Raw genomic sequence first — 20092 nt, forward strand, 5'->3', positions numbered from 1 at the left:
TTTAGCGGGGATCGCGCCGCTGCCGCGACGGGGCCTTGAAAAGTTCCCGATAGCCCCCACCTCAGTAGGGTTTCCCGGATTCCGCGCGGGCTCCTCGCCCCGGGATCCCGGTATTTGCGGTCCCTTTTTATTTGTCCCTAATTTTTTTACTTCACGTAGAACCATGAGCCAAACCGCCACGTCTTCCACGTCCGAAACCCTGGGGTTCCAGGCCGAGGTGAAGCAACTGCTGCACCTGATGATCCATTCGCTGTACAGCAACAAGGAAATTTTCCTGCGCGAGCTGGTGTCGAACGCCTCGGACGCCTGCGACAAGCTGCGTTTTGAAGCCATCGACCAGCCCGAATTGCTGGAAGGCAATGGCGAGCTGGCCATCACGGTCAGCTACGACAAGGCTGCCCGCACCATCACCATCTCGGATAACGGGATTGGCCTGTCGCGCGAAGAAGCCGTGGCCAACCTGGGCACCATCGCGCGCTCCGGCACGCGGGAATTCTTTTCCCAACTGACGGGCGACAAGCAAAAAGACGCGCAGCTGATCGGCCAATTCGGCGTGGGCTTTTACTCGTCGTTCATCGTGGCCGACAAGGTCACCGTGGTCAGCCGCCGCGCCGGCGCCACGGACGCAATCCAGTGGGAATCCGACGGCCAGGGCGAATTCACGATTGCCGCCGCCGAGAAGGCCACGCGCGGCACCGACGTGACCTTGCACCTGCGCGCCGACGAAGATGAATTCCTGAACGGCTGGAAGCTGCGCGAAATCTTGCGCCGCTATTCCGACCACATCTCCTTGCCGATCCGCATGGCCAAGGAAGAGTGGGATCAGGAAAAGGGCGAGCAGGTCAAGACCGAAGAACTGGAAACGGTGAACCAGGCCAATGCGCTGTGGGCCCGCAGCAAGTCGGAAGTTACTGAAGAGCAGTACCGCGAGTTCTACAAGACGGTGTCGCACGACTACGACGACCCGTTGGCCTGGACGCACAACCGCGTGGAAGGCCGCAGCGAATACACGCAGCTGCTGTATGTGCCCAAGCACGCGCCCATGGACATGTGGGACCGCGACGGCCGCCACGGCGTGAAGCTGTACGTGAAGCGTGTCTTCATCATGGACGATGCCGATCAGCTGCTGCCGTCGTACCTGCGCTTTGTGCGTGGCGTGATTGATTCGGCCGATTTGCCCCTGAACGTGTCGCGCGAAATCCTGCAAGAAAGCCGCGATGTGCGCGCTATTCGTGAAGGGTCGGCCAAGCGCATTCTGTCGCTGCTGGAAGACCTGGCCGAGAACAAGCCGGAAGACTACGCCACGTTCTGGACGGAATTTGGCCAGGTGCTGAAGGAAGGCGCGGGCGAAGATTCCGCCAACCTGGAACGCATCGCCAAGCTGATGCGCTTTGCGTCCACGCATTCGGGCGACCAGGCGCAGACGGTGTCGTTTGCTGACTACGTGTCGCGCATGAAGGAAGGCCAAGACAAGATCTACTACGTCACGGCCGACACCTTCGCCGCCGCCAGCAACAGCCCGCATCTGGAAATCTTCCGCAAGAAGGGCATCGAAGTGCTGCTGCTGTCGGACCGCGTTGACGAATGGATGCTGTCTTACTTGCGCGAATTCGACGGCAAGTCGCTGGTGTCGGTGGCCAAGGGCGGCCTGGACCTGGCCGAGTTGGCCGACGAGGAAGAAAAGAAGCATCAAGCCGAAGTGGCTGAAGACTTCAAGCCCTTGGTCGAGCGCCTGCAAAAGACGCTGGAAGAGCAGGTCAAGGAAGTCCGCGTGACGCTGCGTCTGGTGGATTCGCCGGCGTGCGTGGTGGTGGGCCAGAATGAACTCAGCCCGCACTTGCTGCGCATGTTGAAGGCCGCCGGCCAGGAAGCGCCCAATGTGAAACCGGTGCTGGAAATCAACCCGGAACACCCGCTGCTGGCGCGCATTCGTGCCGCCGAGGACAGCGAGTTCGACCAGTGGGCGCGTCTGCTGCTGGATCAGGCCCTGCTGGCTGAAGGTGCACAAATTGCCGACCCGGCCGCGTTTGTGAAGCGCTTGAATGCCTTGCTGCTGAAGTAAGCGGCGGGGTGGTGGGATGAGAGGGCGCCTGAACGTAAGGCGCCCTCTTTTTTATTGCGCGAGGCTGCGAGGGAAGTGAATATTCCCGATCGGTAATTTTGGAGGCCTTCATGTCTGCTTGGGCTGGAAGTGCAGGTCGTGCCCAAGCGCCCAAGATTGTCATGACCGCCCAGCGCTGGGAATAAGCACCGCATCCAAGGCCAGCACCCCCTGCCCATCCGGCAGCGCCAACAAGGGGTTGATCTCCACGGAACTGAAATCTTCCCGGCGCGCATCCGCGAAACGCGACAGCGCCACCAAGGCATCCGCTAGCGCATGGATGTCGCAAGGCGGTGCGCCGCGTGCGCCTTGCAGGAGCGCGTAGCCCTTGATTTCACGGATCATCGACAGGGCCTGGGCGCGGTCGAAGGGCGCCAGGCGGAAGCTGACGTCTTTCAGTACTTCGACGAAGACGCCGCCCAGGCCGAACATGACGACGGGGCCGAAGACCGGGTCGCTGTGCATGCCCACGATGCACTCCACGCCTTTGGGCGCCATGGGCGCGACCAGCACGCCGTCGATGCGGGCAGTGGGGCAGTGCGTGCGTACGCTGTCCAGGATGGCGGCGTGGCCGTGGCGCACGGCGTCTTCGCCCGACAGGTTCAGCTTCACGCCGCCTACATCGCTTTTGTGCAAGATGTCGGGCGACACCACTTTCAAGACCACGGGGCCGGCCGCGCGGGCAGCGGCGGCCACGGCGGTGTCGGCGTCGGTGGCAAGCGTGCAGTCGGGCACGGGCAGGCCGGCTTGGCGCAGGACGTCCATCGCCTGCACTTCGTTGTAGGTGTCGCGCAGCGGCTCGATGCTTGCTGCAACTGGCGGCATTGAGGTGTGGGTGGAGGCCTCCGACGCGGCCTTGGAGATGCCATCCGTGCTGCCATTCGATACAGCATTCGACGCGGCATCCAACGTGGCCCCCGACGCCGCAGCCAAGCCCGCCACCGCGCCTATCGTCCGTATCGCGGCGCTGGGGTCTTCGAACACCAGCGTGCCCAGCCGTTCAAGCTCGCGGCGGCGCTCAGGCGGGAACAGCGCGCAGAAGGCCAGTGGCACGTCGGGGTGGCGGGCGCGCATTTCGCGGGCAAAGGTCTCGAAGGTGGGCCACAAGGCTTCCGACGACCCGGCGGCGGCCAGGAAGACCGCCAGCGCATCGTAGCGGCCGTCGGCCAGCATGTCGTCGGCGGTGGCCAGCAGCAGGCCGGGCTCGGACACCACCTGGCCGGTGACGTCGACCGGGTTGCGCGGGCCAGCGAAGGGCACGCGTTCCAGCAGCCGGGCTTGCGCGGCCGCGTCGGGTTCGGGTAGCGACAGGCCGGCTTCCTCGGCCTCGTCCGCCATCAAGGCGCCAACGCCGCCGGATATCGTGAAGATGCCCAGGCGCTTGCCTTGGGGGCGTTGCTGCCAGGTGTCCAGCGCATAGCCCAGGTTGAAGAAGTCTTCGATGCTGCGCGCGCGCAGCGCGCCGTATTGGCGAAACAGCGCGTCGTAGACGGCGTCATCGCCCGCCAGCGCGGCGGTGTGTGACGCAGCGGCCTGCGCGCCGGCCTGGGTGCGGCCGATCTTGGTGACGACCACGGGCTTGCCGGCGTCGCGCGCGGCGGCCAGTGCACCGCGCAGCTTGGCGCCGTCGCGGCAGCCTTCCATGTAGGCCATGATGACCCGCGTGTCGGCGTCGTGCGCCAGCCAGTTGATGCAGTCGGCCACGTCGATGTCGGCTTCGTTGCCGGTGCTGATCCAGTGCGACAGGCCGAGTCCGCGTTCGCGCGCCATGCAATAGGCATAGGCGCCGAACGCGCCGCTTTGCGACACCATGCCGATGCCGCCCAACGCCACGGCGCCGTTGGCGGGCGCGGGCGAGAACGTGGCGTAGACCTTGTGGCGCACGTTCATGTAGCCCAGGCAGTTGGGTCCCAGCAGGCGGATGCCGCGCTCGCGCGCGATGGCGCATAGCGCCTCTTGCATGGCGACGCCTTCCGCGCCCGTTTCCGAAAAGCCTGACGTGAATACGACCGCGCCGCCAATCTGACCGGGGCGCGCGCTTTGTAGCGCCTGGGCGGCATGCGCGGCGGGCACGGCCAGGATGACCAGGTCCACGTCGGTATCCAGCGCGGCCAGGTCAGGCGCGGCGGGCAAGCCCTGGATGCTATCGGCGCGCGGGTTGATGGGCAGGATGCGGCCGTCGTAACCATGCTGACGCAGCAGGCTGACGGGCATGGCGCCGATCTTGCCGGGGGTGGCGGACGCGCCGACGACGGCGATGCTGCGAGGGGTAAACAGGCGCGTCAGCGAGGAGTCGGATTGCAGGGTCATGGTGGCGACGGATTCAGGTTTGGTGAGGACGGCGCGCCGCTTCAAACGAAGCGAAGCGCGCATGCTGTTCGCATTCGGGCGCACTCGCGCGCGCTCGTGTGTCGCCGCGCGCAGCCGAGGTTGCGTTCAAGAAAAGCGCACGACGGTGCGGCCGGTGCTGCCGCGTTCCAGCATCGCGGTCAGGGCGCGTGGCAGGTCCGCCAAGGCGATCTCGCGTGATGCCAGGTCCAGCCGCGTCGGGCGGTAATCGGTGGCTAGCCTTTGCCATAGCGCGCGGCGCAGCGGCATCGGGCTGTTGGCGTTGATGCCCAACAGCTTCACGCCGCGCAAGATGAAGGGGATGACGGATGTGGGCAGGTCCGCGCCGCCCGCGTTGCCGAAGGCGGCGGCCACGCCGTCGGGGCGCAAGCCGGCCAGCGCATGCGCCAGCAAGGGTCCGCCCACGGAATCAATGACGCCGGCCCAGCGCGCGCTCATCAAGGGTTTGATGGGCGCGGACAAGTCGGGTGGGGCGATGACGTCGGCCGCGCCCAGGGATCGCAGGTAATCCGCCGCCTGCACCTTGCCGGACATGGCGCACACGCGATAGCCGCGTTGGCTCAGGATGTCGATGGCGATGCCGGCCACGCCGCCCGTCGCGCCGGTGACCAGCACGTCGCCTTGCTCCGGCGTCAGCCCGCAGTGTTCCATCCAGTGCAGCGACAGTGCGGCGGTGAAGCCGGCGGCGCCCAGCACGGCGGCATCGCGCAGGGTGATGCCGTCGGGCAGGGGCAGGACCCAGTCGTGCGGCACGCGCGCATATTCCGCGTAGCCGCCGTCGCAATCCACGCCGATGCCAAAGCCGTGCACGACAACTTGCTGGCCGGGAACTAGCGCAGGGTCGGCCGAGTGCACCACGGTGCCGCTCAGGTCGATGCCGCCGATGCGGGGATAGTCGCGGACGATGTTGCCGCGTCCGGCTTGCGCCAGCGCGTCCTTGTAGTTCAGGCCGGCGTACGCGACCTTGATGAGCGTGTCGCCGGGCGATAATTCGCCTTCGGACAGCGTGTCGAATCGCCCCTGCGGGGAGGCCCCGTCGGGGCCGGCGTGCAAGCGGTACGCCTGGAATGTCGAGATGGGCATGCAAGTCTCCAAAACGGGTCGACAACGCGTGTCGACATGGCGGGTTCTCAGACCGGCAGCGTCGATCCGCAACCGGTCCTGCACAACAGTCATCGTGGCGCCAGCAATCGCCGAGCCAGTGTTGCGCGGTGCAGTTCATTGGCGCCGTCATAGATACGAAACGGCCGCATCTCCTGCCAGATCATGGCCACGGGTGTGTCGTCCGACAGCCCCGCAGCCCCCATCATCTGCACGGCCCGGTCCGCCACGCGGTTGACGGCTTCGGATACGAATACCTTGGTCATGGCGCTGTGCTGCTTGACGGACAAGCCCGCGTCCATGCGGGCTGCGCAGTCCAGCGTCATCAGACGGCTGGCGTGCAGGTCGATGTGCGAATCGGCGACCATGGCTTGAATCTGTTGCAGGTCGGCCAGGCGCGCGCCGAAAGACTCGCGCTGCGTGACGTAGGCTTGCGCGGTGTCCAACGCGCGGCGGGCGCGGCCGATGTAGCGCATGCAGTGGGACAGGCGCGCTGGTTCCAGCCGCAGCTGCGCGTATTCCAGACCGCGTCCGGGTTCCCCCAGCACGGCCTCGTCACCGACTTCACAGTCCTGCAACTCGATCTCGGCGTGGCCACCGATCTGGTAGCCGGTGACCATGCCGATGTCGCGGATGACGCGGTAGCCCTTGGTATCGGCGGGCACGATGAAAAGCGTGGCGCCGGCATCGGTCTGCGCCAGCAGCAACGCGAAGTGCGCGCCGACGCCGCCGCTGATGTATTGCTTGTGGCCGTTCAACACCCAGCCTTGACCCCGCCGCGCGGCGCGGGTGCGCAGCATCGACGGGTCGGACCCCGCACCGGGCGCGGGTTCTGTCATGGCGAAGCAGGCGCGTTGTTCGGCGCGCACCAGCGGCAGCAGATAGCGCTCGCGCTGCGCGGGCGTGGCCAGCCGCAGCAGCGTCAGCATGTTGGGTTGGTCGGGGGCGGCGCAGTTCAGGGCAGCCGGCCCTAAGAAGCCGCGCCCGGCCGCTTCCAACACCTGGGCCAGCGCGCGCCAACCCAGACCCAGCCCGCCAAATTCGACGGGCAGTTGCGGCGCGTACAGGCCGGCATCCCGCGCCTTGAGGCGCAAGCGCGCCACGCATTGGTCCAGAGCCGCCACGTTGCGGGCGATGGCGGGCGATTCTTCGGGGATGGCGATGTCATCGATGAAGCGGCGGACCCGTTCGCACAGGTCTTGGATCGCGGCGTCGTCGTAGGGCTGGGCGGGCATGGGCTGTGTCTCTTGGCAGTGGCTTGCGAATAACGGCGAGCATGTGAAGGCATGCATGTGAAGGCGAGCATGTGAGGGCACCCTCACGCAGGCATCGTCACGCAGGCACCCTCACGCCGGCACCTTGGTAGCGCCTTACTGGATACGCGTGTTGGTGGACTTCACCAACTTGCCCCACCACACGGTTTCGTCGGCGATCTGCTTGGCGAATTCCGCCGGTGTGCTGCCCAGCGGTTCAGCGCCCAGCTCCTGAAAGCGCGCGCGCAACTGCGGGTCTTGCAGCGCCTTCACGACGGCGGCATGCAGGCGGTCGACCACGGCGGGTGGGGTGTTGGCGGGCGACATCAAGCCCTTCCATGCCATCACTTCAAAGCCCGGCATGCCCGCTTCGGTAAAGGTGGGCACGTCCGGCGAGGCGGTGGCGCGCGCGTCGCTGGGTACGGCCAGCGCGCGCAGCGTGCCGGCTTTGACCTGTGGCAGCAGCGCGGGCATGTTGTCGATCATGAAATCGATGTGGCCAGCGACCAGGTCGGTGATGGCAGGGCCGGAGCCCTTGTAGGGCACGTGTTCGGCTTGCAGCCCGGCCTTCTGCTTGAGCAATTCGCCGGCCAGTTGCGCGGGCGACCCGTTGCCGGGCGAGCCAAAGGACAGCTTGCCGGGGTGGTTGCGGGCATATGTCAGAAATTCCTGCAAGGTGGTGACGGGCATCGACTTGGTCACCACCATCAGGTTGTGTTCGCGTTCGATGCAGGTGATGGCCGTCAGGTCCCGCGCGGGGTTGAACGGCATGTTGGCGTACAGGCTGGGGTTGATGACGGTGGGGCCTGCCGCTGCTAGCAGCAGCGTGTAGCCGTCGGGCGCGGCGCGCGCCACGAAGTCCCCGCCGATATTGCCGCCGGCGCCCGGCTTGTTTTCCACGATGACCGGCTGGCCCAGGATGGGGTGCAGCGCTTCGGCCAGCAGGCGGCCCAGGATGTCGGTGGATCCGCCGGGGGCGAACGGGATGATCAGCCGAATCGGCTTGTCGGGGTAGGCGGCGGCCGCTTGGGACGGCAGGGCAGCGCAGGCGAACGCGGCCGCCAGGGCGCCGATCCACTTCGGCAGGTGCTTGTGCAGCATGTCAGTCTCCTTGGGATTGTGGGCCGCGCGCTTCTTGTGGCGGCGGTCCCGAAAACGCTCGAACCTAACGGCCGGGCGTGTAGCCGGCTTGCGCCAGCGTGTGCCGCGCGATGGTCAGTTGATGGATCTGGCTGGTGCCTTCGTACAGGCGAAACAGCCGCACGTCGCGGTAGAAGCGTTCAATGCCCTGGTCCGCGATGTAGCCGTAGCCGCCATGCATCTGCACGCAGCGGTCGGCCACGCGGCCGCACATTTCCGACGCGAAGTATTTGCAGATCGACGCGTTCATGGTCACGTCCTGGCCGGCGTCGCGTTCGCGCGCGGTTTGCAGCACCAGCGCCAGCGCCGCCTGGATGTCGGTCTGGCAGTCGGCGATCATGGCCTGGATCAGCTGGAAGTCCATCAACGCTTTGCCGAACTGCTGGCGTTCGGCCACGAAGCGCAGGGTGTCGTCCAGCATGCGAATCGCCGGGCCGATGCACAAGGCAGCCAGGTGAATGCGCTGCTTGTTCAGCACCTTCATGGCGGTCTTGAAACCCATGCCTTCCTGGCCGCCGATCAGGTTGGCGGCGGGCACGCGGCAGTCGTTGAAGTACACGGCGGACACGGGCGAGCCGGCTTGGCCCATCTTGTCGTAAGGCTGGCCGGTGGTCAGGCCGGGGGTGCCCCGCTCGACAATGAAGGCCGAGATGCCCTTGGCGCCTGGCGCGTCGGGGTCCGTGCGCGCCATGACGGTGAACAAGCCGGCAATGGGCGCGTTGGTGATGAAGCACTTTTCGCCGTTCAGCACGTAGCTGTCGCCGTCGCGCACGGCGGTGGTGCGCAAGGCGGTGGCGTCCGAGCCCGCTTGCGGCTCGGTCAGCGCGAAGCAGCCGGTCAATTCGCCGGACGCCAGGCGGGGCAGGTAACGGTCTTTCTGCTGTTCGGTGCCGTCGGCGACCAGGCCCTCGGAGCCGATGCCGGTGTTGGTGCCGACTCGGGCGCGAAACGCGACCGAGCATTGCGACAACTCGATGGCCGCCCGGATCAATTCTTCGGTGCTCATGCCCGCGCCGCCGTAGGCTTCGGGGATGGAATAGCCGAACATGCCCTGGGCGGCCATGGCGCGCACCAAGTCGTCGGGCACGGCATCCAGGCGCGCAACCTCGGCTTCGCGCGGAATCAATTGCTGCCGTACAAAGCGCCGTAGCGAATCGATGAAGGCGGCATAGCCTTCCGGGTCCCTGATCATGGGCTGTCTCCGATTGTTTTTTTGTGGGCCGGGCCGATATTTCACACCGGGCGGCGCGGAATCCAAGGTAGCAAAGCAGCGCGAAATGCGAGACAAGTGTTTTGATATCTTGAACGCTTTATGAGCGCGCGGGCCGCGGTGCAGGGGGCGCCTGCACTATCATCGACCTCACTGCCCGGCGCCTGCCCGCGCGCCGTCCCACCCGGAATGCGACCATGACCACGCCCTTGGGCGGCCGCCACCCCGACCCTGATTTCGCCACCACGCTGGCCCACGGCCTGTCGGTGCTGCAAACCTTTCGCCATGGCGAGCCAGCGCTAAGCAACCGCGAGCTTGCCGACCGCACCGGGCTGTCCAAAGCCACGATTTCGCGGCTGACGTACACGCTGGTGCAGCGTGGGCTGCTGCGGTATGACGCCGGCCTGCGCCGCTATCGCCTGGGCACGGCGCTGCTGTCGCTAAGTTATCCCTTGCTGGCCAGCATCAAGCTGCGGCAGATGGCGCGTCCGCTGATGACGCGGCTGGCCAACGCGGCCGGCGGGTCGGCGTCATTAGGCATGCATCACGGCACGCACATGGTCTATGTGGAAACGTGCCGGGGCCATGACGCGGTGGCGTTTCGGCCGGACATCGGCGCCATGCTGCCGTTGCTGGCGTCCGCAATGGGCCGCGCGTGGCTGGCGCAGGCGGACCCGGCCGAGGCGCAAGCGCTGTTGCGTCAGCTGCGCGAACAAGACCCCGCTGCATGGCAACGGCATGCACCCGGCTGGGCAGAGGCGCAGCGGGATTACGCCGCGCATGGCTATTGCGTGGCCGAGGGTGAGTGGCACGCGGACGTGCACGCGGTGGCGGTGCCGATGCGGCGCCGCGTGGATGGCCAGGTATTCGTTTTCAATTGCGGGGTTCCCACGCGGCGATTGCGCGCGGGCGATCTGCGGCGGCGCATCGCACCCCGTCTGCTGACGCTGGTGGCGCGCGTGGAAAAAATGCTGGAGCGTTCGGATGCCGGTTGAACTTGACAGTGGCCACGAGCCCCGCCGTGACCGCAAGCGCGACCCCCATGGGGACGGCGGCCAACATCAGGACGGCTCCCAACATCAGGACGGCTCCCAACATCAGGACGGCTCCGCACATCGGGACGGCAGCCAACACCGGGACGGCAGCCAACACCGGGACGGCGTCGACCCTACCCGCGACCGCGACTTCGCCACCACGCTGGCGCACGGCATCGATATCCTGGGCTGCTTTCGGGCGGACCGGCCCGAGCTGGCCAACAAGGACTTCGCGCAGCAGACGGGCCTGTCGAAAAGCGCGGTGGCGCGCTTGACGCATACGCTGGTCGAGCTGGGCTTCTTGCAACGCGTGGGCTCGCCCGCGCGCTACCGGCTGGGCGCGGCGGTGCTGGCGTTGAGCTACCCCTTGCTGGCCAGCATGCAGATCCGCCAGCTGGCGCGGCCGCTGATGAAGCAGCTGGCCGACCACGCACGCGGCGCGGTGTCGCTGGTGGTGCGCGACCGCCTGCAAATGGTGTACGTGGAAACCGCCCGCTCGAACGACGCCTTGCAGACCCGCCCCGATATCGGCGCGTCGCTGCCGCTGCTGTCCAGCGCGGCGGGCAAGGCGTGGTTGTGCCGCGTGCCGGATGCCGAGCGGGCGGTGGTGCTGAACCAGCTACGTGTGGCCGACGCGCGCCATTACGCCGAGCATTTTCCCAGCCTGGCGGCGGCGGCACGCGACCTGGAGCGCAAGGGGTATTGCGGCAACAACGTGCAGTGGCGTCCCGACGCGTATGGGTTTGCGGCCCCGTTGTGGCGGCCGTACCAGTCACTGACGTACGTTTTCAACTGCGGCGTGCCTTCCGGGGACGGACCCTTTCGCGAGCGCGCCGCTGATATCGGCCCCCGGCTGGTGGCGCTGGCGCGCGAGACGGAGCGCCTGTTGGGGCTGACCTAGCGCGGGGCTGTGCATCCCTGAACCCAGCCCCCGGGGATCGATTTGTGACCCCAAGTCAAAAGTGTTTGCCCGCCAGACGGCTTTTTCCGCAAGGATGGCGCCGTCATACTGCACGCCTGTCTTTCCGACGTGCTCCAAGGAATTCGCATGAACCCGCAAGATAATCAACCGGTCAAATCCGGGCTGCCGCTACTGGCGCTGGCCGTCGGTGCGTTTGGCATTGGCGTGACCGAGTTTTCACCGATGGGTCTTTTGCCCGTTATCGCCGATGGCGTGGGCGTGTCCATTCCCAGCGCCGGCATGCTGATCAGCGCCTACGCCATCGGCGTGATGGTGGGCGCGCCGCTGATGACGCTGGTGTTTTCGCGCTGGTCGCGTCGCAAGGCGCTGATTTTGTTGATGTTGATCTTCACCATCGGCAACGTGCTGTCGGCCCTGTCACCCAATTACACGACGCTGCTGCTGGCGCGGCTGGTCACCAGCCTGAACCACGGCGCGTTCTTCGGGCTGGGCTCGCTGGTAGCCGCCAGCGTGGTGCCGCGCCACAAGCAGGCCAGCGCGGTGGCCACCATGTTCATGGGGCTGACCATCGCCAACGTGGGCGGGGTGCCGGCCGCGACGTGGCTGGGGCAGGTGATCGGTTGGCGCATGTCGTTCGCCGCCACCGCCGTGCTGGGCTTGATTGCGATGTTGTCGCTGTGGTTCGCCTTGCCCGCGGGCGAAGCCGGACGCCGCCCCGACGTGCGCCATGAACTGGCCGTGCTGAAAAGCCCCGTCGTGCTGTTGGCGCTGTTGACCACGGTGGTGGGCGCGGGCGCGATGTTCACGCTGTACACCTACATTGCGCCCACGCTGGCCGAGATCACCGGCGCGTCGCCCGGCTTCATTACCGGCATGCTGGTGTTGATTGGCCTGGGCTTCACGCTGGGCAACGGCCTGGGTGGCCGCATGGCCGACCGTTCGCTGGACGGCACGCTGATCACCTTCCTGGTGATCGTCATCATCGACCTGCTGGCGTTCCCGTGGATCGCTTCCACCCAGATCGGCGCGGCAATTTCCCTGCTGATCTTCGGCATCGCCACCTTTGCCGTGGTGCCGCCTTTGCAGATGGGCGTGATGCGCGCGGCGACGGCGGCCCCGGGGCTGGCATCGTCGGTCAACGTGGGCGCGTTCAACCTGGGCAACGCGGTAGGCGCGGCAGCGGGCGGCGCGGTGATTTCGGCCGGGCTGGGCTACGCCGCCGTACCCATCGCCGGCGCCGTCATCGCCACCGCCGGCCTGGCCCTGGTGCTGGTGCAACGCGCCGGCAACGTGCGCCGCCGCAAGCTGGCGATGCAGGGCTGCTGAGTGGCGCGTCGAACATTAGCATTAGCTGGGCGGGTTGGGCGTTGTCGCCCAACCCGCCCATTCGCATTATCTGGCGCCCACGGGTGTCAGCGGTTGTACCGCCAGCCGCAGGCCCAAGGCTTTCAGGATTGCCGTCAGGCTGCTCAGCGCGGGGTTGCCCTGGGGTGACAGCGTGCGGTAGAGCTGGGTGGGATTCAGGTGCGCCTGCGCCGCCACGGCCTGCACGCCACCAAAAGCCTGCGTCAGTTGCCGCAGCGCGATCAAGAGCTCTGCCTGGGTCCCGTCTTCCAGCACGCTGTTGATCAGGTCAACGGCCAATGCGGGGTCATCACGATACAGCTCGGCCATCGCTTCATCGTGGGGTCTGCTTTTCATGGTGTTCTCTGGTTCCAGTCTTGCCAAGCGCGTACCGCGCGCTTCGCTATATTCGTCTATAGACGAATATAGGTCAAGTTGACTACTTGCACAGCGCACAAAAAAAGGGTGCCGTTCATCCGGCACCCTTCATCTCACCCACACACATCAATCACGCATCTATCCGTTCCACCTTGCCGACCAGCAGGATGTACGACAGCGCGCCCAGCAGGGCTAGCGACGAAACGTAGACGATGGCAGGGGCGAAGTTGTCTTTGGACACCAGGAAGCCGATGACGATGGGTGTGCAGATGGATGACAGGTTGCCCACGAAATTGAACACGCCGCCCGTCAGGCCCAAGAGCCGCACCGGCGCCAGCGTTGACACCAGCGACCACGTGATGGATGCCAGGCCGTTGCCGAAGAAGGCCAGCGCCAGGAAGAAGATGACCCAGGGCGTGGAATCGGTGAAGTTGGCGCCGATCATCGACGTGGAAATCAGCAGGCCCAGGATGATGGGCAGCTTGCGCGCCAGGCCCACGGTGGCGCCGCGTCGCACCAGGAAGTCGGACAGCACGCCCGAGCACAACACGCCCACGAACGCGGCCAGGAAGGGCACGGATGCCAGGAAGCCCGACTTGATGAAGTCCATGCCGCGGTACTTCACCAGGTAAGTCGGAAACCACGTCAGGAAGAACCACAGCGTGGACGTCAGGCAGAACTGGCCCAGGTACACGCCCCACAGCTTGCGCTTGGACATGACCAGCCCCAGGTCATTCCAGTTGAACGGCGCCTTCTTGGCGCGCGCGTTGCGGTCCAGGTCGACCACGCCGCCGCCTTGCTGGATCAGTTCGATCTCGGCGGCATTGGCGCCCTTGAACTGGCGTGGTTCGCGGTAGATCAGGTACCACAGCACGCCCCACACGATGCCCAGCAAACCGGTGCTGACAAACACCATGTGCCAGCCGTAATGGTGTTGCAGCCAGGCCAGCACGGGCGTCAGAAAGGCCAGGCCCACGAACTGGCCCGACGTGTAGAAGCCGATGGCGGTGGCGCGTTCTTTTTCCGGAAACCAGGTGGTGACGACGCGGTTGTTGATGGGGTAGGCGGGCGCTTCCAGCGCGCCTACCGCCAGGCGCAACACGAACAGAATGATGAAGCTGCTGGCAAAGCCCATGAAGAAGGTTGCCGCCGACCACAGGATCAGCGCAACGGCATACAGCACGCGGGGCGATACGCGGTCCACCAGCCAGCCGCCGGGGATCTGCATGGCGGCGTAGGTCCAGCCGAAGGCGGACAGGATCAGGCCTTCATGCCAGGTGTCCAGGCCAAACTCGTCTTTCAGCGCGGGCGCGGCGATGGACAGGTTGCTGCGGTCCAGGTAATTGATGACGACGGTGATAAACAACATCACCATGATGATGTACCGGCTGCGCGTGGGGCGCTGGGTGTGTTGCAAGCCGGCGTGGGTGGCGGTTGACACGGATTGTCTCCTCGTGCGCCCTGCTAGGGGCGGGGCCATCGGCTTGGATGCCGATGGGTTATCGATATAAAGAAGAAAAAAGCGGCGCTCGTGACAGAAGCAAGAGGCGCCGCATGGCGGTCAGTCAGCGTGATCGGGCTGGCTTTACCATTCGGCGAAGCTGCCGTCGGCGTGACGCCAGATCGGGTTGCGCCAGCGGTGGCCCACGGCGGCGCGCTCCTTTACGTATTCCTCGTTAACCTCGATGCCCAGGCCCGGGCCTTGCGGAATGGCGACCATGCCGTCTTCGTACTGGAAGACTTCGCGGTTGCTGACGTAGTCCAGCAGGTCGTTGGCGGCGTTGTAGTGAATGCCCAGGCTTTGTTCCTGGATGAAGGCGTTGTAGCAACCCGCATCGATCTGCAAGCAGGTGGCCAGGGCGATGGGACCCAGCGGGCAATGCAGCGCCAGCGCCACGTCATAGGCCTCGGCCATTGCCGCGATCTTGCGCGTTTCGGTGATGCCGCCCGCGTGGGACGGGTCGGGCTGGATGATGTCCACGTAGCCTTCGGACAGCACGCGCTTGAAGTCCCAGCGCGAGAACAGGCGTTCGCCCAGCGCGATGGGGGTGGACGTCAGCGGCGCCAGTTCCTTCAAGGCTTCGTAGTGTTCGCTCAAGACGGGTTCTTCGATGAACATCAGCTTGAACGGGTCCAGCTCTTTCATCAGGACCTTGGCCATGGGCTTGTGCACGCGGCCGTGGAAGTCCACGCCGATGCCCACGTTGGGGCCGACGGCATCGCGCACGGCGGCCACGTTCTCCAGGCACTTTTCAACCTTGTCGAACGAATCGATGAATTGCAGTTCTTCCGTGCCGTTCATCTTCACGGCGGTAAAGCCGCGGTCCACCGCGCTTTTGGCGGCGGCGGCGGTATCGGCAGGGCGGTCGCCGCCGATCCAGGAATACACGCGGATGCGGTCGCGCACGTTGCCGCCCAATAGTTGCGACACCGGCACGCCCAGGTGCTTGCCCTTGATGTCCCACAGTGCCTGGTCGATACCGGCCAGCGCGCTCATGTGGATGGCGCCGCCGCGATAAAAGCCGCCCCGGTACAGCACCGTCCAGTGGTCTTCGATGTTGCGCGGGTCTTTGCCGACCAGGTAATCGGACAGCTCTTCAACGGCAGCGGCCACCGAATGCGCGCGGCCCTCCACGACGGGCTCGCCCCAGCCGACGATGCCTTCGTCCGTCTCGATTTTCAGGAAGCACCACCGGGGCGGCACGATGTAGGTGGTGAGCTTGGTGATCTTCATGCTTGGGTCTCCTGGGCGGAATAGGCGCGTTGCCAGGCGGCGGCGAATGCGCGCGCGTTCTGGCCGACTTCGGTGGCCGTCAGGCCGGGTTTGTACAAGGCGGAGCCCAGGCCGAAGCCGCTGGCTCCGGCCCGGGCAAAGTCGGAAAGGTTGTCGGGCGTGATGCCGCCCACGGGCACCAGCGCGATTGGCGGGCGCATCACGGCGCGCCATGCGCGCAGCACGTTGGGGCCCAGCTGTTCGGCGGGAAACATCTTCAGCACGTCGGCGCCGGCTGCCAGCGCGGCGAATGCCTCGGTGGGCGTGGCAACGCCGGGGCAGGACGCCATGCCCAGCGTCTTGGCCGCGCGGATGACGGCGGCGTCGCTGTGCGGCATGACGATCAATTCGCCACCCGCATCCTGCACGCGCGCGCAGTCGTCGGGGTCAAGCACGGTGCCGGCGCCGATCAGGCAATCAGTTGGCAGCGCGGCGCGCATGGCGCGGATGCTGGCCAAGGGGTCCGGCGAATTCAGTGGCACTTCGATCAGGCGAAAGCCCGCCGCGTACAGTTCGTTGCCGATGTCTTCGGCTTCGTGCGGCTGGATGCCGCGCAGGATGGCGATCAGGCCGCAGTGGGCCATGGCGGTTTGCAGTCCGGTGTGGTTCATGTGGGTTCCTGGACGGATGCCGAAGGGGTGGGGGGGGCGTAGCGCTGCCCGGCGGCGCCCGGTTCGGCCTTGACCAGCCCGGCGCAGACGGCCAGGTGCCACAAGCCGCGTTCGGTGGCGTTCTGCGCTTGTTCGGGCGTGCCCAGGCCGTAGTGCTGCATGGCGAGGATGTAGCGTTGGCACAGCGCCGGGTCGCCGCAAAGCACGATGCGGGGCCGCTCGCCTTGCTCGTGCAGCATCTGGGCCAGTGCGGCGATTTCGTGGCCGATCAGCAGGCCGGACAGGTAGTCGGCTTGCGACGTCGGCGCCAGATCGCCGGTCAGGCCCAGTGCGCGCGTGCTGAAGATGGTGGACAACACGCCGGCGCGTCCGGCCGGTGCGCCGGCTACCTTCACGCCGCGCTCGAAGGCGGCCATGTCGGCGGCCGGCGCGTCGCTCATCGTGCGGCCCAGGATGGTGTGGCCACGCAGCGCGGCGTAGACCTCGCCGGTCATGAAGGTGTCGAAGTGGGTGACGCGGCCCCGGCGGGCGGTGACCCATTTGGAATGCGTGCCGGGCAAGCCGATCAGCACGCTGTCGGCGGCATTGGCGCCGGATTTTTCAGCCTGGTCGAACATCACGCCGAAGACCTGCGTTTCTTCGCCGCGCATGACGTTGGGCAGGCCGTGACGCTGGATCAGGCCGGGCACGATATGCAGCGGGGTGGCGTCGGGTCCGGCGCTGGTGCGTTCCACCACCGTCAGCAGGGTGCCGATGCGCGCCAGGTCGACGGGCACGTCCAGGTAGGCCGCTTCACGCCAGCCTTGCGCGCTGCCAACCATGCCGCAGGCGATGACGGGCAAGCTCGGTTCCGCGCGCAGCCAGTCGCCACAAGCCTGGTCAAACGCCAGGTCGAAACCAGACAAGGCGGTGCTGGCCGCGCCATCCTGCAAAGGTTGCGGCAGGCGCATGATGCCCCAGGGCAGATGCCGCGTATCCAGCGTGCGGCCCGTGCCGTCCAGCCGATACGCGCGTAGCGAAGAGGTGCCCCAATCCAGCGCGATAAGCGCCGCGCGGGCGGGCGTTGCGGGTGTCATCTGATGTGTCTCATCGTTGGCTGCCCTGCCTGATGCGCCCGTCCGGCGCGGGGATGCGTCAGACGGGCGGGGCCGGGAAACCTTGTTGTGTCGGTGCGCACCGGGCTTGTGCAAAGCGTGGCGCGCGCTGGAAAAAATTCTAGATCAGAGCTTGAAAAATCTCAAAATATAGAATTAAATACCACATACAGGGAATGTGGCACGGTAGAAGGCGCGCTTTGGACGGTGCCCGAATCGGATGGCCGGTTGCCCTGTGTCGCGCCCCGGCCCTCGTCATCCCGGGTATGCTTGCCCCGTTTCCGCCATTGCCTCCCCGTTTCATCCCCGTTTCATGACCTTCCCCTTGCCCGCAAATCCCATTCCCACCCTGGACCCCGACGCCGCCGCGCCGGCCGGCACGCAGACGCTGATGCGCGGTCTGGCCGTTGTGCAGGCGGTGGCCGACGGCGCGCGCGACCTGAAGGAAATCTGCGCCCGCATCGGCGTGGCGCGCAGCACCACGCACCGGCTCGCCAGCTGCTTGGTGCAAGAGCGCTATCTGCGCGCTTTGCCGGGGGTGGGTTATGTGCTGGGGCCCAAGCTGATCGAGCTGGGTTTCCAGGCGCGTGAAGCGTTTCCCATGGCGACGCTGGCGCGGCCCTACCTGGATGCGTTGGCCGCGCAGACGGGCGACACCATTCATCTGGCCGTGCGCGACAACGACGAAGTGCTGTACCTGGAAAAGATTCCTGGCAAGAAGGGGCTGGAAATGCGCTCGCGCGTGGGCCATCGGATGCCGCTGGCGGCAACGGGCGTGGGCAAGGCGCTGCTGCTGGATACCGAAGAACCGCAATGGAAGGCGCTACATCGCATCGGCGCGCCGGTGTCCTCGCGCGCACCGGGCGGCCAGCAGAGCTGGGAAGCGTTTCGCGACCGCATGCGTGACTATGCGGCGCAGGGCTATGCGTTTGACCTGGAAGACAACGAGCCGTCGATCCGCTGTGTGGCGGCGCCGGTGCGCGATGCCTCAAGCGGCATCGTGGCGGCAATCAGCGTGTCCAGCACCGTGCCGTATATGTCCCTGGACCGCATGCGCGACATGGTGCCGGTGGTGCAGGAAGCCGCCGCCGGTATTTCGGCGGAAATGGGCTGGAAGGTGGACCGCGGCTGACGCGGTCCGGCACGCCTTATTCCAGCGGCAGCGTCAGCACGCCTTGCGGGGCGGGGCGCATCATCACGCGGCGATACCAGGCGGACAGCGCCGGGGTATCGGGGCGTTCGATGGGCAGGGCCAGCCAGCGGTGCGCCGAGCTGACCAGCGCAATGTCGCCCATCGTCAGGTGACGGCCCGCAATGAATTCGCGGCCTTGCAACGCCTGGTCCAGGATCTGCGCGCGGACGTTGGAGCGCTTGACCGAATTTTCAATCGCGGCCTGGTCGCGCTTGGCTTCCGGCGTGCGAATCAGGCCCAGGAATGCGGGGCCCATCGCGGCTTGCCATTCGGTGGTCTGCCAGTCCATCCAGCGGTCGGCGTCGGCGCGCATGCACGCGTCTTCCGGCCACAAGGTGCCCGCGCCGTAGCGCGCGGCCAGGTAACGCACGATGGCGTTCGATTCCCACAGCACAAAGCCGCCGTCATCAATCACCGGCACGGTGCGGTTCGGGTTCAGCTTGGCGAATTCCGGCGTATCCACCACGCCGAACGGTCCGCCTGCCTGGGTAAAGGTGTGCGGCAGCGCCAGTTCGCGCACGGCCAGCATTACCTTCTGCACGTTGACGGACGTAAGGCGTCCCCAGATCTTCAACATAACCAGTCCTTGAGTAGTGTCAGACGGGCGGCAACTGCCGCCGCGCAAAGCCGCTGTCGCGCGAAAAACGCGTCCAGTTGAAAGCGGGCCCGGGGTCGGTCTTGCGCCCCGGGGCAATGTGTTCGTGGCCCCAGGCCGCAGCCAGCGGATAACGCGCGCGCAACACCGGCGTCAGCTTGCGCAGCGCCAGGTATTGCTCGTCGGCGTACGGCAGGGTGTCCGTGCCTTCAAGTTCGATGCCGATGGAAAAGTCGTTGCAGCGTTCGCGCCGGCCAAAGCGCGACACGCCGGCGTGCCACGCGCGCTGGTCGGTGGACACGAACTGCATGATGCGCCCATCGCGGCGAATAAAGAAGTGGGCCGACACGCGCAGGCCGCGCAGGCGTTCCAGCCAGGGGTGCGACGAATAGTCCAGCGTGTTCGTGAACAGCCCAGCAACTTCCGGGCCGCCGAATTGGCCGGGCGGCAGGCTGATGTTGTGCAGCACCAGCAAAGAGACCTGCGCGCCGTCGGGGCGCGCGTCGCAGTTGGGCGAAGGCAGCAGGGTGACGCCGGGGGCCGGCGCCAGCCAGCCATGTCGATCCAGAAGCAGAGCCATAAGAGAGAACATGCGTGTTGAAGCCAACGGGCATTATGCCGTGGTCGCCGCCGCCTCCCAAATTGGCGTTTTTGCCGGGGGGGCGTGCGTAAAACGCAACCCATGCGCCGTCGCGGGCGCCCGGTTCCCCCGCCCCGCTTTCCGCTTACTTCCTGGCGGGGCCCAGCGTGGAATGTTCGGTGCTGCACCAAGTCATGCCGTTCAGCAGCACGGCCTCGGAGCGGGGCAGGTGGATGCCGCAATGCGCGCAACGCACCATGGATTCGGGGGCGGCCGGCGCGGGCGCCGAGCGTGTCGCCTTGCCGCGCCCCTGGGTGGGCTCGCCGGCTTGGCGGGCGGCCGCCATGCGGGCGGCGATGCGGGCCACGAACAGCACCGCGATGATCAGAACGATCCAGAACAACAACTTGCCCAC

Annotated in this window: 18 protein-coding genes; 5 read left to right on the top strand and 13 right to left on the bottom strand. The window is 66.4% G+C overall.

The features are described 5' to 3' along the window. The first annotated feature begins 163 nt into the window (after positions 1-163). Positions 164-2062 carry a molecular chaperone HtpG gene (gene htpG / locus YH64_RS23125; protein WP_046806694.1) on the top strand — a complete coding sequence of 633 codons (1899 nt, stop codon included), beginning with the start codon at positions 164-166 and terminating at the stop codon, positions 2060-2062. A gap of 159 nt (positions 2063-2221) precedes the next feature. On the opposite strand, the gene YH64_RS23130 is transcribed toward htpG, so the two are convergent. The 5 genes from YH64_RS23130 to YH64_RS23150 all read right to left on the bottom strand — a co-directional run bounded on the left by YH64_RS23130 (position 2222) and on the right by YH64_RS23150 (position 9136). After that, positions 2222-4411 carry an acetate--CoA ligase family protein gene (locus YH64_RS23130; protein WP_046806702.1) on the bottom strand — a complete coding sequence of 730 codons (2190 nt, stop codon included), beginning with the start codon at positions 4409-4411 and terminating at the stop codon, positions 2222-2224. Between the two features lie 126 nt (positions 4412-4537). Beyond that, complete coding sequence (locus tag YH64_RS23135; RefSeq protein ID WP_046806693.1) at positions 4538-5533, bottom strand: acryloyl-CoA reductase; 996 nt, start codon at positions 5531-5533, stop codon at positions 4538-4540. Positions 5534-5622: 89 nt separating this feature from the next. Next, a complete protein-coding gene (locus YH64_RS23140) occupies positions 5623-6786 on the bottom strand; it encodes an acyl-CoA dehydrogenase family protein (protein WP_046806692.1) in 1164 nt (387 codons plus the stop codon). A 135-nt stretch (positions 6787-6921) separates the two neighbouring features. Next, complete coding sequence (locus YH64_RS23145) at positions 6922-7905, bottom strand: tripartite tricarboxylate transporter substrate binding protein (RefSeq protein WP_046806691.1); 984 nt, start codon at positions 7903-7905, stop codon at positions 6922-6924. 64 nt (positions 7906-7969) lie between these two features. Continuing rightward, positions 7970-9136, bottom strand: a complete 1167-nt coding sequence (locus tag YH64_RS23150) for an acyl-CoA dehydrogenase family protein (RefSeq protein ID WP_046806690.1) — start codon at positions 9134-9136, stop codon at positions 7970-7972. Positions 9137-9351: 215 nt separating this feature from the next. Here YH64_RS23150 and YH64_RS23155 point away from each other — a divergent pair, with 215 nt between their 5' ends. The 3 genes from YH64_RS23155 to YH64_RS23165 all read left to right on the top strand — a co-directional run bounded on the left by YH64_RS23155 (position 9352) and on the right by YH64_RS23165 (position 12436). Next, positions 9352-10149 (top strand): IclR family transcriptional regulator, encoded by a 798-nt coding sequence (locus YH64_RS23155; protein ID WP_046806689.1) that lies wholly within the window; start codon positions 9352-9354, stop codon positions 10147-10149. Next, positions 10139-11089 carry an IclR family transcriptional regulator gene (locus YH64_RS23160; protein ID WP_255444680.1) on the top strand — a complete coding sequence of 317 codons (951 nt, stop codon included), beginning with the start codon at positions 10139-10141 and terminating at the stop codon, positions 11087-11089. Before YH64_RS23155 ends, YH64_RS23160 begins: the two co-directional genes overlap by 11 nt. Before the next feature lie 147 nt (positions 11090-11236). After that, the gene (locus YH64_RS23165; protein ID WP_046806688.1) at positions 11237-12436 is read left to right on the top strand and encodes an MFS transporter; all 1200 of its coding nucleotides are present in this window, start codon (positions 11237-11239) and stop codon (positions 12434-12436) included. A gap of 66 nt (positions 12437-12502) precedes the next feature. Here YH64_RS23165 and YH64_RS23170 read toward each other — a convergent pair whose 3' ends face one another. The 5 genes from YH64_RS23170 to YH64_RS23190 form a co-directional block, all read right to left on the bottom strand. Beyond that, on the bottom strand, positions 12503-12811 hold the full coding sequence (locus YH64_RS23170; RefSeq protein ID WP_046806687.1) for a DNA-binding protein: 309 nt from the start codon (positions 12809-12811) through the stop codon (positions 12503-12505). 151 nt (positions 12812-12962) lie between these two features. Continuing rightward, a complete protein-coding gene (locus YH64_RS23175) occupies positions 12963-14273 on the bottom strand; it encodes an MFS transporter (RefSeq protein WP_046806686.1) in 1311 nt (436 codons plus the stop codon). A 144-nt stretch (positions 14274-14417) separates the two neighbouring features. After that, on the bottom strand, positions 14418-15566 hold the full coding sequence (dgoD, locus tag YH64_RS23180) for a galactonate dehydratase (protein WP_046806685.1): 1149 nt from the start codon (positions 15564-15566) through the stop codon (positions 14418-14420). Beyond that, on the bottom strand, positions 15563-16216 hold the full coding sequence (locus YH64_RS23185; RefSeq protein WP_046806684.1) for a 2-dehydro-3-deoxy-6-phosphogalactonate aldolase: 654 nt from the start codon (positions 16214-16216) through the stop codon (positions 15563-15565). The genes dgoD and YH64_RS23185 overlap by 4 nt, the downstream gene beginning before the upstream one ends. Next, positions 16213-17292 (bottom strand): 2-dehydro-3-deoxygalactonokinase, encoded by a 1080-nt coding sequence (locus YH64_RS23190; RefSeq protein WP_046806683.1) that lies wholly within the window; start codon positions 17290-17292, stop codon positions 16213-16215. The genes YH64_RS23185 and YH64_RS23190 overlap by 4 nt, the downstream gene beginning before the upstream one ends. Positions 17293-17623: 331 nt before the next feature. On the opposite strand from YH64_RS23190, the gene YH64_RS23195 reads away from it, so the two are divergent. After that, on the top strand, positions 17624-18442 hold the full coding sequence (locus tag YH64_RS23195; protein ID WP_046806682.1) for an IclR family transcriptional regulator: 819 nt from the start codon (positions 17624-17626) through the stop codon (positions 18440-18442). A gap of 16 nt (positions 18443-18458) precedes the next feature. Here YH64_RS23195 and YH64_RS23200 read toward each other — a convergent pair whose 3' ends face one another. From YH64_RS23200 to YH64_RS23210, 3 genes are all read right to left on the bottom strand, one after another. Next, the gene (locus YH64_RS23200) at positions 18459-19079 is read right to left on the bottom strand and encodes a glutathione S-transferase family protein (protein WP_046806681.1); all 621 of its coding nucleotides are present in this window, start codon (positions 19077-19079) and stop codon (positions 18459-18461) included. Positions 19080-19098: 19 nt separating this feature from the next. Continuing rightward, positions 19099-19677, bottom strand: a complete 579-nt coding sequence (ampD, locus tag YH64_RS23205; RefSeq protein ID WP_046806680.1) for a 1,6-anhydro-N-acetylmuramyl-L-alanine amidase AmpD — start codon at positions 19675-19677, stop codon at positions 19099-19101. A gap of 145 nt (positions 19678-19822) precedes the next feature. Further along, a complete protein-coding gene (locus tag YH64_RS23210) occupies positions 19823-20092 on the bottom strand; it encodes a PP0621 family protein (protein WP_046806679.1) in 270 nt (89 codons plus the stop codon).

Origin of the sequence: Achromobacter sp. LC458, from assembly GCF_001005835.2 — a bacterium.
Lineage (GTDB): Bacteria > Pseudomonadota > Gammaproteobacteria > Burkholderiales > Burkholderiaceae_B > Achromobacter > Achromobacter spanius_B.

Excerpts from the sequence above, each read along its gene's own strand:
- htpG (WP_046806694.1), top strand. The coding sequence starts at position 164 with ATGAGCCAAACCGCCACGTCTTCCACGTCCGAAACCCTGGGGTTCCAG.
- YH64_RS23130 (WP_046806702.1), bottom strand. The coding sequence starts at position 4,411 with ATGACCCTGCAATCCGACTCCTCGCTGACGCGCCTGTTTACCCCTCGC.
- YH64_RS23135 (WP_046806693.1), bottom strand. The coding sequence starts at position 5,533 with ATGCCCATCTCGACATTCCAGGCGTACCGCTTGCACGCCGGCCCCGAC.
- YH64_RS23140 (WP_046806692.1), bottom strand. The coding sequence starts at position 6,786 with ATGCCCGCCCAGCCCTACGACGACGCCGCGATCCAAGACCTGTGCGAA.
- YH64_RS23145 (WP_046806691.1), bottom strand. The coding sequence starts at position 7,905 with ATGCTGCACAAGCACCTGCCGAAGTGGATCGGCGCCCTGGCGGCCGCG.
- YH64_RS23150 (WP_046806690.1), bottom strand. The coding sequence starts at position 9,136 with ATGATCAGGGACCCGGAAGGCTATGCCGCCTTCATCGATTCGCTACGG.
- YH64_RS23155 (WP_046806689.1), top strand. The coding sequence starts at position 9,352 with ATGACCACGCCCTTGGGCGGCCGCCACCCCGACCCTGATTTCGCCACC.
- YH64_RS23160 (WP_255444680.1), top strand. The coding sequence starts at position 10,139 with ATGCCGGTTGAACTTGACAGTGGCCACGAGCCCCGCCGTGACCGCAAG.
- YH64_RS23165 (WP_046806688.1), top strand. The coding sequence starts at position 11,237 with ATGAACCCGCAAGATAATCAACCGGTCAAATCCGGGCTGCCGCTACTG.
- YH64_RS23170 (WP_046806687.1), bottom strand. The coding sequence starts at position 12,811 with ATGAAAAGCAGACCCCACGATGAAGCGATGGCCGAGCTGTATCGTGAT.
- dgoD (WP_046806685.1), bottom strand. The coding sequence starts at position 15,566 with ATGAAGATCACCAAGCTCACCACCTACATCGTGCCGCCCCGGTGGTGC.
- YH64_RS23185 (WP_046806684.1), bottom strand. The coding sequence starts at position 16,216 with ATGAACCACACCGGACTGCAAACCGCCATGGCCCACTGCGGCCTGATC.
- YH64_RS23190 (WP_046806683.1), bottom strand. The coding sequence starts at position 17,292 with ATGACACCCGCAACGCCCGCCCGCGCGGCGCTTATCGCGCTGGATTGG.
- YH64_RS23195 (WP_046806682.1), top strand. The coding sequence starts at position 17,624 with ATGACCTTCCCCTTGCCCGCAAATCCCATTCCCACCCTGGACCCCGAC.
- YH64_RS23200 (WP_046806681.1), bottom strand. The coding sequence starts at position 19,079 with ATGTTGAAGATCTGGGGACGCCTTACGTCCGTCAACGTGCAGAAGGTA.
- ampD (WP_046806680.1), bottom strand. The coding sequence starts at position 19,677 with ATGGCTCTGCTTCTGGATCGACATGGCTGGCTGGCGCCGGCCCCCGGC.